Source organism: Mastigocoleus testarum BC008, from assembly GCF_001456025.1.
GTDB classification, from domain to species: domain Bacteria; phylum Cyanobacteriota; class Cyanobacteriia; order Cyanobacteriales; family Nostocaceae; genus Mastigocoleus; species Mastigocoleus testarum.
On sequence record NZ_LMTZ01000084.1, the window covers coordinates 63,618 to 76,914 of the forward strand.

Below are 13,297 nucleotides of genomic sequence, written 5' to 3' on the forward strand. Positions count from 1 at the left end.
TTCAGCATTCGCTGGTAAACTATTACACTTAAGTCATGAATGAGTAGTATTACTACAAAAGTGAAATAATATTTACCTATGAAATACTTAGTAAATGTTTTTTAGCCTTTAAGAATCGTTCATTTGAGTCTTTGCAGATTAGTATCTGACGAAACATAGCTAGGTAATATCTTCACCGTGAATAATTAGATAATACATCAGTGATTTCACGTAAGTGTAACTCTTGATCGAGTAAAACAAATATTTTTTTTAGATTTTGTTTTATTTTTATGAAAATTAGCAGGACTTAGATAAAAAATAAGCAGGAAAGAACCTCAAGATCATTGACAACAATGGATTAACTTCAAGCCCCTGTGTATCAGTGTGTTTATTCAGCAGCAGTATATTTAGAGATGTGGAAATTGGAGTTGTAGCAAATTAGAAGGGCGAAAATGATTTAGACCCAGTAGGGTCTCAAGCCAAATATTAGAGTCTCAAGCCAAACATTTCTCAATGGTCGCTACAACTGAATTTGCAAGTGCAGATAAATCGTACCCACCTTCCAAACCAAAGAGAATTTTGGAAGTAATTCCCAAACAATACTCTGTAAATAAACCGTAGTCCCTTGGTTGAAGATTAATTGTTGCTAGGGGGTCATCTGCATTTGCATCATAACCAGCACTGACAATCAGTAAATCTGGCGCAAATTTAGATAAAAACGGTATGACTTCTCTCTCAAAAGCTTGCTGATAAAGTTGAACATCGCTGTTAGGAGGAATGGGTAAGTTGAGGACATTGTTGTGGAAACCTCGTTCGGTAATTTTTCCTGTTCCTGGATAACAGGGATATTCATGTAAAGAACAATAAGCTATTTCCGAGTGAGACTCAACTAATGCTTGGGTTCCATTACCGTGATGTACGTCCCAGTCAAGGATTGCGACGCGGTTTACATTTGGTTGTTTTAATGCATAAAAAGCTGCGATCGCAGCATTAGAAAATAAACAAAATCCCATTCCCAGGTTACTTTCAGCATGGTGTCCTGGGGGACGCGCAAGCACAAAAGCCGGTTTACTTTTTTTCAGTACAGCATCTACCCCATCTAACCAAGCACTCACCGCTAAAAGTGCAACATCATAACTACGAGGAGAAATTGCAGTATCCGTATCTAGGTAACCACCTCCACTTTGGGCGATCGCTGCAACTTTTTGAATGTAATTTGAACTGTGAATTGATTCTACCCAAGGTAGTACGGAACGCTCCGCTACTGAAGTTGGTAATTTCCATTCAATGCGATCGGCAAAGTCACTGGCTGCGATCGCATCTTTAATAGCTGTCAAACGTTCTGGTTTTTCTGGGTGAAATCGCCCGGTTTTATGTTCTAAGAATTCGTCGGAGTATATGAGTAACATTAGGGGATTAGCAATCGACGACTGGAGACTGGTTCGGTATTTAGGACTGGGTATACTTGGGAATCAAGATTAGAGATTAGTAATCAGTAACATGTAACTGTTAAACCATAACTGGAAAGATAATATCCTAATTCCTTATCGCCAATTCCTAATCCCTAATCCCTAATCCCCAATAATACGTTTTATTATCGTTTAAATCAGCTATTATATTGAGTTATTTTATTATTTTTACCAAGTAATATCGCTTTATTTATCTGAAGTTTGGATAATCGATAATTATCGCCTTATTTTAGCAATTGAAAAAAGTGGTTTTATTATTGCAATTACCGCTTCATAATAGTAATATCTTCTTTTGCTTATTTATTTATCCTTCCATAAGATTATTTTTTTTCTAATTTAATTTTTTATTATTGCTAAATATAGGTATAACTTCAAATTTTCAAGCACCAAATTAGACCCTTTGTTGTACTCTGAAAACCCTTGTCAGCAAAGGCTTTAGGCAAACCTGTATTATTTTTTAAGTATCAACGTGTAACTACTGGTATTTTTTTTGCCAACTATTACTTATTTTGCCTGGTTTATTCAATGACATTTCACTGCTAGACTTGTAGACCTGTTACCCTTGGAAAATGGAAAAAATTGATTGATTCTTTTTATTTTTTCTTTCGTATTTCTTGTTTTGTCTAGAGCCAGTTTTTCCGGCGAAAAAGACTAATATGTGCTAGAATTGTAGCAAATTATAGCAATTACTCGATATTTGCTGGGAATAATTTTGGTTTTTCCAGGGTAAACGCTAAAAATTGCGATTTTTGGAGTTTTTTAGGTTATGACGATTATCCCGACCGATCTGCGGAATGAAATGTCCCGGTCTTACTTAGAATATGCGATGAGTGTCATCGTGGGTCGGGCGCTGCCAGATGCCAGGGATGGTCTTAAGCCCGTGCATCGTCGCATTCTCTACGCCATGCATGAACTGGGATTGACCTCAGACCGTCCTTTCAGAAAGTGTGCTCGTGTGGTCGGGGAAGTATTAGGTAAGTATCATCCCCATGGCGATACTGCGGTATACGACTCCCTAGTGCGGATGGCGCAAGATTTTTCCATGAGAGTGCCTTTAATTCAAGGGCACGGTAACTTTGGCTCTGTAGATAACGATCCCCCAGCTGCAATGCGATATACCGAATGTCGTTTGCATGCTTTGACTAGTGATGCTTTGCTTCGGGACATTGAGTCAGAAACAGTAGACTTCGCAGACAACTTTGACGGTTCTCAGCAAGAGCCAACCGTTTTACCAGCAAGGGTTCCCCAATTATTACTCAATGGTTCTTCTGGAATTGCTGTTGGGATGGCGACCAATATTCCCCCCCATAACCTGGGTGAATTAATTGATGGAACGATTGCGCTGATTCATAATCCAGAAATTACAGATACGGAATTGATGAAGTATATTCCCGGACCAGACTTCCCGACAGGGAGTCAGATTCTGGGTACTTCGGCAATTAAAGAAGCTTACACCACCGGTCGTGGTTCGATTACCATGCGTGGGGTGGCAACAATTGAAACAATTGAACAACGGGGACGTCCAGACCGAGAAGCAATAATTGTTACAGAGCTTCCATATCAGACCAATAAAGCAGGATTAATCGAAAAAATTGCTGAATTGGTCAACGATAAAAGGATTGAAGGTATTGCTGATATCCGAGATGAAAGCGATCGTGATGGAATGCGAATAGTCATCGAACTGAAGCGTGATGCCTATCCCCGCGTTATTTTAAATAATCTCTACAAACAAACACCACTGCAAGCTAATTTTGGCGCAAATATGCTGGCTTTGGTGGATGGTGAGCCTCAGTTACTCACGATCAAAAAGTTCTTGCAAGTATTCTTAGATTTCCGCATTGAAGCAATTACTAGAAGGACAAATTATGAATTGCGGAAAGCTCAAGAAAGAGACCATATCTTGCAGGGTTATTTGATTGCTTTATCCCAATTAGATGCAATTATTAACTTAATTCGTCATGCACCTGATGCACCAACAGCAAAAGGCGAACTAATCGGTAACTATGGTTTGTCTACAGTGCAAGCCGATGCAATTTTGCAAATGCAATTACGCCGTTTAACCGCCTTAGAAGCTGATAAAATCCGTCACGAACATGAAGAATTACAAGCTTTAATTACCGACTTGCAAGATATTTTGGCAAGACGGGAAAGAATACTAGAAATTATTGAAACTGAAGTTAAACAGCTTAAAGATACTCATGCTAATCCCCGACGTACGGTAATTACCCATGCAGAAGGAGATTTGGCAGATCATGATTTAATTGCTAATGAAAAAGCTGTGATTTTGCTTACTCAGCAAGGTTACATTAAGAGAATGCCAGTTAACACTTTTGAGGCGCAAAGTCGTGCTACAAGAGGTAAAGCTGCAGCAAAAGTAAAAGAAAACGATAATGTCGAGCATTTCTTAACCTGTTGCGACCACGATAGCGTACTATTCTTCAGCGAACGCGGTGTTGTCTACTGTCTGAGGGCATATCAAATTCCCGTATGTTCTCGTACCAGTCGGGGAACTCCGATCGTGCAAATGTTACCCATACCTAAGGAAGAAAAGATTACTTCAATCGTCCCGGTTAGCGAATTTACTAGTGATGAATATCTTGTGATGCTAACCAAGGGTGGGAATATTAAGAAAACAGAATTGGCTGCATTTAGTAACATTCGCGCCAATGGTTTAATTGCAATTTCCTTAGAAGAAGGCGATCAACTGCGGTGGGTGCGACGAGCAAAAGCTGAAGATAGCGTAATTGTTGGTTCTAGCCAGGGAATGGCTATTCATTTCCGATGCAGCAACGAACAGCTACGTCCTTTAGGTCGAGCGACCCGTGGTGTTAAAGCAATGAAATTGCGTAAAGGGGATGAATTAGTAGGAATGGATATTCTTCCTGCAGCAATTCTTGCCAATATTAATACCGATAATGAAGCTGCAGTAGAAGAAAGTGAAGTAGAAGAGGTCGAAAATGCAGATTCTTTAGAAGAACTAAATGGGAATGGTTCTACTGGTCTTTGGGTAATGGTAATTACTATGGGAGGTTACGGTAAACGGGTACCTGTTTCCCAATTCCGCTTACAAAACCGTGCTGGACAAGGTTTAATGGCAACTAAGTTTAAAAACCGTAAAGTTCAAGATCGGTTAGCAGCTTTACATATTGTTGGTGACGATGATGAAATCATGATGGTTACTAGTCGAGGAATTATTATTCGCCAAGCTGTGAATGCAATTTCCATTCAGTCGCGTTCTGCTACTGGAGTTCGAGTACAACGTTTGGATGTAGAAGATGCAATCATGGGTGTAGCAATAGTTCCTCCGGATACCGGTGATGCTGCCGATAATGATGAAGATACAGAAGAAACAGAAGAATAGTTATAAGCAATGGAGTTGTGAGTAATGAGTTTAAAGATGGGTTTAAATACACACAGCAAACTCAAAACTCATAACTTCAAGTTTCTAACAGCTTTAGTTAGTGGAATTTTAATGGGGTTAACTGTTGCTCCCTTTGGGGCTTGGTTTTTAGCATGGTTAGCCCTATCTCCTTTATGGGTTTTTGTAGTTAGTAACGAAAAGTCAAGAGATAATGAAAAGTCTGGCGAACAATCAAAAGTAAAAAAGGGGATAAAATCTTTATTTTTAACTGCTTTAGGATGGGGAATTGGATATTATGGTATGTCCCTTTCCTGGATTACTGGGATTCATCCCATGACATGGATGGGGGTTCCTTGGTTAGCAAGTTTAGCGATCGCGCTTTTTTGTTGGTCGTTTATTACTTTGTGGGGAACTGCACTTGCAATAACGTGGGTATTAATCTGTAATTGGATTTTTCATTCAAAATTGATTTCAAGCTTCAATTCCAATTTGAATTCAAGTCTAAATTCAAGTCTAAATTCACGTTTTCATTCAAATTTTAAATTTAAGTTTGGGTTTAAAGCTCAGAATTCCCCATGGTTTAGAGTTTTAGTCGGTACATCTGTATGGTGTCTCCTTGAAGCAATTTGGACTTCTGGTCCCCTATGGTGGAGTACTCTTGCTTATACCCAAAGCCCACAAAATTTGGTAATTCTTCATTTGGGACAAATTTCTGGTACTACTACTATCACCGCTACGATAGTTGCAGTTAATTGCTTGTTAGCAGAAGCTTGGATCAAGTATGCACGAAGGGGGAATAAAATAACCAATAAGCCAGCTAATAAAACAGCAAGAAATTCTTCTGTTGTCAGAACTTCTCCAGCATCGATCTATTTAGGGTCTGCTGTATTAATACTGGTAGTTTCCCATCTAATCGGATTTGGTTTATATAATATTCCTCTACAAGAAACAGCAGAAACACAGTTAAAAGTTGGAATTATTCAAGGTAATGTTCCAAATACAATCAAATTAACTGAATATGGCAAACAAAGGGCGTTAAATAATTATACGAATGGCTATCTAAATTTAGTCGAGCAAAATGTTGATGCTGTGCTGACACCCGAAGGAGCCTTACCTTTTTTCAAAAGAAGAATCTTCCAAAGTTCTTTAGTTGCAGCTGTGAGAGAAAAAGGTGTATTAGCTTGGATTGGTGGTTTTGCAGAACAAAAACAGGGAGCTTACACCAATAGTTTATTTACATTTACCGGAGACGGCACAATTTTTAGTCGTCACGACAAAATCAAATTAGTTCCATTGGGGGAATATGTTCCTTTTCGGAATATTATTGGTGGTTTAGTCAGACGCTTATCACCTTTAGACGAACATCAAGTTCCCGGTAAACCAGATCAAATATTTGAGACTCCATTTGGGAGAGCGATCGCAGTTATTTGTTATGGTTCAGCATTCCCTGAACTGTTTCGCTATCAAGCATCCCAAGGGGGAGAATTTATTTTGAGTCCTTCTAACGATGCTCACTTTAGTGAAGCAATGCCAGCTCAACACCACGCTCAAGATATCATGCGAGCGATAGAAACCGACAGATGGGCGGTAAGAGCAACAAATACAGGTTACTCAGCATTTGTTAATCCCCACGGTAAAACAATTTGGATATCTGGACATAATACCTACGAGATCCATGCAGAAAATATTTATCGTCGGCGATCGCAAACTTTATATGTGCGTTGGGGTGATTGGTTGACTCCTGTTTTATTGGGTTTGAGTGTTTTGTTTTTGGTAATTGGGTAATTGGTAATGGGTAATTGGTAATGGGTAATTGGTAATGGGTAACTGTTAACTGGTCACTGTAGCCCGTAAGGGCGTGGCGTTAGCCATAAACTGATAACTGTTAACTGTTAACTGATAAAACACCAAGATTTAAGGCTTGTGGCCTTTCGCTGCCGAACGTTAGCAGACTCAACTCTAGCCTGATAACTGTTAACTGTTAACTGATAAAACACCAAGATTTAAGGCTTGTGGCTCTCCCATCCAATAAGCATAATCGGTATGGTCTTTTAGGTCGTTTCCTGTGAGGGGATGAATTAGAACTATTAAACCTTGGCGATTTAAGGCTAACCAAGATAGTAAGTCTGCGTGTTGTTCGCGATCGAAAGCAAGTTGACAACTCCAGCAGGGATGGGGTCCAACTGGTTTGCGATGCACGCGACCTACTCTTACTGAAAATAGTTTTCCTGCTTCTTCACATAATGCTGTTGCACGATCGCAGGTGGATTCATCAAAGTAAACGTGGGCGTGGTAACCTGTAATTAAACTAATATTTTGAAACTCCATAAAAATTGAAAATTTAATTAATGGTTTATGGTTTCAGTTTAAATCTGAATTAGTTATGCTGTTTGGGTTAAGAGTTTTACTTACAAAAAGTTTTTTGATTGACTTTATTTGGAGCGCTGCTACAATATTTTTGACGGGGGAAAGCGAGGTCGAAAACCGCGATGTCCCGTCAAATCGTCAGAACCTTGACAATTCAATACTTTCAGGGTTTAGTTACTTGATGTTTCATATTTCTGCAGTCGCTGAAATTAGGTTTTTAAATTTCCCCGTCAAAATCGGTCGTGGAAATGCCTTTATTATTGGGTTTCAGATGGCAGCTTTCAAATTACTTAATCCCGCTTGCGGGATTGAAACAATTGTCATACTTTACTAGGATTCGCTAGCGCTACATTTCAAATTACTTAATCCCGCTTGCGGGATTGAAACAGTTCCCCTACTCTGGTTAAATCTGGTTGAATATTCTTTCAAATTACTTAATCCCGCTTGCGGGATTGAAACAACCTACCCCTGTTAACCCAGCGACAACTAAACCTCTTTCAAATTACTTAATCCCGCTTGCGGGATTGAAACGTCCCAGTTGAGGAATGGCTTTAACCAAAGATTGACTTTCAAATTACTTAATCCCGCTTGCGGGATTGAAACTTCAGATGAAAGTCTGGACCCAAGGGCGTACAAAGCTTTCAAATTACTTAATCCCGCTTGCGGGATTGAAACATAGTAGGATTTTATCTGGTTTATTGCTATTTAAAGCTTCCTGCTTTCAAATTACTTAATCCCGCTTGCGGGATTGAAACAGAAGAAGCGGCTATGACTGCGGCTAGTCGCCAAGCTTTCAAATTACTTAATCCCGCTTGCGGGATTGAAACTTTAAAGCAGCGATCGCTACCGAGCACAAAGCTCTTTCAAATTACTTAATCCCGCTTGCGGGATTGAAACAAGAAGGAGTTGATCGCATAGAAAAACAAAGTACAGACTTTCAAATTACTTAATCCCGCTTGCGGGATTGAAACTACAAATTTAGTTGATTTATGCACAGCTGCTGGACACTTTCAAATTACTTAATCCCGCTTGCGGGATTGAAACAATTAACAACTCGATTTGAACTGGTATTCAGAACTTCTTTCAAATTACTTAATCCCGCTTGCGGGATTGAAACAACTAAGCCTTGTCCCAGCCCTCATCAAAGTGGTGGGACTTTCAATTTAAATAATCCCGCTTGCGGGATTGAAACGATTGGTTGAATCAGAATAGAGAAGATGGCTTGATTCTTTCAATTTAAATAATCCCGCTTGCGGGATTGAAACAATCAATAAATCGTTTTCTGTCTATTGAATCCATAATTCTTTCAATTTAAATAATCCCGCTTGCGGGATTGAAACTCATCTTCAATTTCATCTAATAATAAAAAGTCGTCTTCTTTCAATTTAAATAATCCCGCTTGCGGGATTGAAACTCTCTAGTTCGGATTGCTTAAATAAATTTTGCATACCTTTCAATTTAAATAATCCCGCTTGCGGGATTGAAACTTTTATCTGCGATCGCACCAAATTGAACAACAACCTCTTTCAATTTAAATAATCCCGCTTGCGGGATTGAAACCGCTACGTTGTACCCGTTTAACCACTGTAATAGTTTCTTTCAATTTAAATAATCCCGCTTGCGGGATTGAAACTCTTGATTTGATACCCACAACCACTCATTGTCTAATCTTTCAATTTAAATAATCCCGCTTGCGGGATTGAAACCTAGCGAATCCACTTTGACGCGCACTTTTTCTAAGCTTTCAATTTAAATAATCCCGCTTGCGGGATTGATATCATGTCTGGTAAAACACTTGCGATAAGGTTCGTAGTAGCGCTTGAGCGCCAATATCTTTACTATGGCGCTAAAGCGCTACTACAAACATATTTTTTCATAAGTAATTAGGCGGACATGATATGAAACATATATATAAATTACTCAAATACAACAAATCGGCAGACGGTGCGTTAGACCTATTTGAGTTATCTTTAGAAATCAAATATAGTAATGGGTCTAACACACCCTACAGTAATTTTGTTTGTTAAAAGTCTAGAGTTATCAGTTATCAGTTATCAGTTTATGGCTAACACCACGCCCTTACGGGCTACAGTTATCAGTTAGTTCTTACTCTTTACTTATTACTCATTACTTATTACTTATTACTTATTACTTATTACTTATTACTCATTACTTCTTCTCACCCCATACCTGCTTGCTTAAATAAACCCATTAATTTGCGTTTGCGAACATGCTGTTGAATTAAACTTTCTTTGTAGTTAGACCAATCTGCTTTTCTCCGCGATTCTAAATAAGCATTGCGTGCTTGTTCTAACCAATCAACAGCAAACTTATAGTATTCTGATTTACCCGCATTCATAATTTTTTCCGCACGTTTACGGGCATTAGCAATCACCCAATCAGGATTTTCCTTAATTGCTGTACGCATCACTCGATGGATTAACTCTGCATGGTAAGAACTGAGATCGGTGACGGTATTGATTGCATCATCAACTAGTCCTTCATGCAGGAAAATATCTACTTTTGCAGATTCCTTATTCCAACCCAAATAAGTACGGAGAATTTCCAGTAAATCTTGCTTGACAATTTTCCAATTGTCCCCGGCTAAATCTTGGATTGTTTGGTAATCAATAAAAGATGGACTAGCTGCAAAGGCTGTTTTTCTTGATGTTAAAGCTACTTCAAGATTACCTAACTCTTCAGCTAGATCGCTTGTCCAAGTTCCTAACTCATAACGGGAATGACCTGGTAATTTTAAACCCATTTGGGCAATCTCTAAAGCTTCTTGGGATGCTCCCTGCATCTTTAATGTGCGAGCAAGAGCATAAGCTTCCTCCATTAAGGTCATTTGAGCTTGGGCGGCTTTTGTGGCTTCTTCCACCCGACCCAAACGCGCCAACATTGTCAGATATTCCTGGGTTTGTCCTTCTGCTTCTGCCAAATAGAGATATTCTTGATAACATTGCTGTCGTTCGAGAATTTTTAAGCGAACTAAAGCTAAATCATCAGCATAATCTGGAGGTTCTGCTTCCCAAGCACCTAAATTAGTGATATTTCCTTCTAAAACTTCCAATAGTGGGGGATAATCCCAACCCTGTCGCAATGCTTCTAAAGCCAAATTAAAATCAGCATTCCATTCATCCTGCCATCCTTCCAAATTTAACTGTAAATCAGTTTTCTCTTTCGGGGTGAGTTCAACGCTAAGAATTGCTTCACACCAAGCATCATTGAGTTCTTCGACAATTTCTTCATTGTCAGCGCCATATTGCTCTACATCTTCCCAATTATCAACACAAGTAGAAGTAATTGCTCTCAAAAACGCCAAAGCATTATGTGCATCACCGTGATTGCAGAACTCCACAGCTGTTTGTACTAAACTTAATAATTCTTCGCGGATTGGGTCGTCTTCATAACCATCTTCCCAGTAGCGCACTGCATCATGAAGAATGTTACGTACCTGTCGACGCAAAGGTGCAGTATCTAAAGCTTGACGGATGGGTTTAGCTGCAACAGATTTTTGAGGTGTTACCGTTTGGGTTATTAAACTTACATGCTGGTCAATATCTTCGATCAGATGGGGATGTTCCTGAACCAAATCTTGTACTAGCTTTTGGGTTTGCAGATGGTCTAAGGAATCTAGTAATTTCTCTAAAGTTGGACGCTTTTGAATACTTTCAGGGTGACGTACGCACATGAGCATTGTGGCTACAATGTGCTTGCACCATCCATCAAAATTATAAGCGCAATTACAGTCCGCGAAATGAATGCCATTGCGGTCAAATTTTACTCTAACAGCATAGGTTCCAATTTCCCTTGCTTCTACTTCCGACTGCAGAAGGTCACCACGTAGAGTTAAAGAAATAACCGCACCAACTTGATAATAATCTTCACCTCGTTGAAAAGATTTAGCATTAGCGCGATCGCGAATAACTGCTTCGCTGAGTTTGGGAATAGACATTAGAGTTACTTACGCATGATTCTTACAAACCATCGTCCCGAAAAATTTCACCGAAAAATTTCACCGAAAAATTTTAATTTTCAGCAGCATATGGAGCAAAGTTTCACAGGGTATCACAGGATAAATTCTAAACCCAAATTAGTAGATAGATTTTCTCTACTTCAAAAAGCTTAAAGTCAGGAATCAGGAGTCAGGAGTCAGAAGTCAGGAGTTAGGAGTCAGAAGTCAGAAGTCAGGAGTTAGGAGTCAGAAGTCAGGAGTTAGGAGTCAGAAGTCAGGAGTTAGGAGTCAGGAGTCAGAAGTCAGGAGTCAGGAGTCAGAAGTCAGGAGTCAGAAGTCAGAAGTCAGGAGTCAGAATAACCTTATCAATTCATTCCTTATTACTCAATTGCTAACGCAATGCTCTGCTAACACTCATTACCAATTACCAATTACCCATTACCCATTACCAATTACCAATTACCTAATCCCCAATCCCCAAAATCATCATTACCATAAAGGCAAAAGCAACTAAAATTGATTAGGTTTGCACTGATTGCTTTCTAAACTGCAAAATAAATAGGCAAAGCGTACTTACGGGGACAATAAAGTGAGCCAGGGATTTGATTACGATTTATTGATTATTGGGGCTGGTGTTGGCGGACATGGCGCTGCACTACACGCAGTTAGTTGTGGTTTGAAAACTGCGATCGTGGAAGCCGGTGACATGGGTGGAACCTGTGTAAATCGAGGTTGTATCCCATCAAAGGCGTTACTCGCTGCTTCCGGACGCGTGCGGGACTTACGTAATGCTCACCATCTTAAAACCCTAGGAATTCAAGTCGGTAATGTTGATTTTGATAGACAAGCCATTGCTGACCATGCGGGAAATTTAGTAGCGAAAATTCAAGGTGATTTAACCAATAGCCTCAAACGTTTGAAGGTAGATATTATTCGTGGCTGGGGAAAGGTGGTTGGGAATCAAAAAGTTAGTGTGGTTACTGATAGTGGTGAGAAAACTTTTACAGCTAAAGATATTATTCTTTCCCCCGGTTCTGTTCCCTTTGTACCCCCAGGGATTGAAGTAGATGGCAAAACTGTATTTACCAGTGACCAAGGGGTTAAACTAGAATCTTTGCCGGATTGGGTGGCAATTATTGGTAGTGGTTACATTGGTTTAGAATTTTCTGATATTTACTCGGCTTTGGGTTGCGAAATCACTATGATAGAAGCTTTACCGCAATTAATGCCGGGATTTGACCGCGATATTGCTAAACTGGCACAAAGGGTTTTAATTACTCCCCGCGATATCGAAACCTACACCGGAATCTACGCGAAAAAAGTTATTCCCGGTTCGCCGGTAATTATTGAATTAGCAAACTTTGAAACTAAAGAAGATGTAGATGTTTTAGAAGTTGATGCTTGTCTCGTCGCAACTGGGCGTATTCCGGCAACTAAGGATCTTGGTTTAGAATCCGTAGGGGTAGAACTTAACAAACGTAACTTTATCCCTGTTAATGACACCATGGCGGTATTGAGTGGGGGTGAAGTTGTACCTCACTTATGGGCAATTGGCGACGCGACCGGCAAAATGATGTTAGCCCATGCTGCTTCAGCACAAGGTATAATTGCTGTAGAAAATATTTGTGGCAGAACCAAGGAAGTAGATTATCAGGCAATTCCAGCTGCGGCATTTACCCATCCTGAAGTTAGTTATGTGGGTATGACCGAAGTTCAGGCTAAGGAAAAAGCTAGCGCTGAAGGCTTTGAAATTGGTGTGAGTAAAAGTTATTTCAAAGGCAATTCTAAAGCTTTAGCTGAAGCTGAAGCTGACGGTATTGCTAAAGTGATTTACCGCAAAGATACAGGCGAAGTTTTAGGAGTTCATATTTTCGGGATCCATGCTTCAGATTTGATTCATGAAGCCTCCAGTGCGATCGCAAACCGTCAACAAGTACAAAACCTAGCTCATTTAGTTCACGCTCATCCGACACTTTCTGAAGTTCTGGATGAAGCATATAAACGGGCTGTTGTGTCTTAGTTGTGGGGATTGGAGACTAGCGACTGGCGACTGGCGACTAGGGATTGGGGACTGGGAAATCAATTATTTTTATTCTGGATCCTAGTTTCTAAATCCTGACTCCTGACTCCTAATTCCTGACTCCTGACTCCTGACTCCTAATT

The 13,297-nt window shown here is 39.7% G+C and carries 6 protein-coding genes and 1 CRISPR repeat array; of the genes, 3 read left to right on the plus strand and 3 right to left on the minus strand.

Annotation, left to right across the window (positions count from 1 at the left end; all coding sequences use genetic code 11):
- Positions 1-473: 473 nt before the first annotated feature.
- Positions 474-1,388, minus strand: a complete 915-nt coding sequence (locus tag BC008_RS13600; protein WP_036266535.1) for a histone deacetylase family protein — start codon at positions 1,386-1,388, stop codon at positions 474-476.
- Positions 1,389-2,214: 826 nt separating this feature from the next.
- On the opposite strand from BC008_RS13600, the gene gyrA reads away from it, so the two are divergent.
- On the plus strand, positions 2,215-4,809 hold the full coding sequence (gyrA, locus tag BC008_RS13605) for a DNA topoisomerase (ATP-hydrolyzing) subunit A (protein ID WP_027844670.1): 2,595 nt from the start codon (positions 2,215-2,217) through the stop codon (positions 4,807-4,809).
- Between the two features lie 24 nt (positions 4,810-4,833).
- Positions 4,834-6,594 (plus strand): apolipoprotein N-acyltransferase, encoded by a 1,761-nt coding sequence (gene lnt / locus BC008_RS13610; RefSeq protein ID WP_201026122.1) that lies wholly within the window; start codon positions 4,834-4,836, stop codon positions 6,592-6,594.
- Between the two features lie 189 nt (positions 6,595-6,783).
- Here the strand turns inward: lnt and BC008_RS13615 are convergent, their stop codons facing one another.
- Entirely contained in the window at positions 6,784-7,137 is a 354-nt protein-coding gene (locus BC008_RS13615; protein ID WP_058183592.1) for a DOPA 4,5-dioxygenase family protein, read from the minus strand.
- A gap of 317 nt (positions 7,138-7,454) precedes the next feature.
- Positions 7,455-8,954: a CRISPR direct-repeat array (repeat unit 37 nt; unit sequence CTTTCAAATTACTTAATCCCGCTTGCGGGATTGAAAC).
- Positions 8,955-9,355: 401 nt separating this feature from the next.
- Complete coding sequence (locus tag BC008_RS13620) at positions 9,356-11,134, minus strand: SWIM zinc finger family protein (protein ID WP_027846953.1); 1,779 nt, start codon at positions 11,132-11,134, stop codon at positions 9,356-9,358.
- A gap of 589 nt (positions 11,135-11,723) precedes the next feature.
- Between BC008_RS13620 and lpdA the strand changes: the two genes are divergently transcribed.
- Positions 11,724-13,154 carry a dihydrolipoyl dehydrogenase gene (lpdA, locus tag BC008_RS13625; RefSeq protein ID WP_027847015.1) on the plus strand — a complete coding sequence of 477 codons (1,431 nt, stop codon included), beginning with the start codon at positions 11,724-11,726 and terminating at the stop codon, positions 13,152-13,154.
- Positions 13,155-13,297 lie beyond the last annotated feature (143 nt).